Source organism: Arenibacter lacus (genome assembly GCF_008711145.1).
Lineage (GTDB): Bacteria > Bacteroidota > Bacteroidia > Flavobacteriales > Flavobacteriaceae > Arenibacter > Arenibacter amylolyticus.
This window is the reverse complement of sequence record NZ_VVIN01000213.1, coordinates 1-678: the sequence shown is the minus strand read 5'-3', so window position 1 is coordinate 678 and position 678 is coordinate 1. Positions and strand designations below refer to the sequence as shown.

The following is a 678-nucleotide window of genomic DNA, read 5'->3' as shown; positions in this document are numbered from 1 at the left end:
AGCACATAGCCCGATTTATCATGGATGGTGAAATCAACCACCTGTCCCTGATCGTTGTAGTTTAGTCTACAATCGAGCTTTTGATGGGAGCCTAAGATTTCGGGGAGGTGATCGGGACGGAGGGACTTAAATAGTTTATAGGTAGTTTTTATTTGTTTTTCCAAACGCTTTTTTACCATGGGCAGTAAGGCCGATTGCTTGTTACGCTCGAAGACTTGTTGGAGTTTGGGACCGGAGAACTGGGGGTGTACGGTATAGCCCCCAATAAAACGGGATCGGTACCCTTCCTTAGTCGCAATGCCATAAGCCACCCCTACCCTACCCGAACGTTCCACTACCTTCAGCTGAATATGGTACTTTTCCAGTAGTTTGGCAAGCTGTTCAAAACTCCGCACCCTATGTTTTTGCAGGGTATTGTTCAGGATGTCCTGCATATAGTAGCGCACCCCGTTACCATCTTGGGGATTAAGCTGGGGCGTTTCCAGTTTGGGAAGCTCTCGGACCGTTCTTTTTTCTGGGGAGGGGGAAAGCCCATACTTTTTCTCTAGGTGCTTCTGGGCAGCCATACTCCTTCTATAGTCAAAGGAAAGGTTGATCTGGGTACAATCCTCCCTGATGGTACTGGAGACGATGTGCACGTGTTCGTGCTCGGTATCGTGGTGCCGTACCACGATGTAG

1 protein-coding gene is annotated in these 678 nt (G+C 48.7%); it reads right to left on the bottom strand.

The annotated features are described in order from the left end of the window. Window positions 1-678 (bottom strand): relaxase/mobilization nuclease domain-containing protein (locus tag F1E73_RS17205; protein WP_150452686.1); only part of this gene is annotated, 678 nt, incomplete at both ends.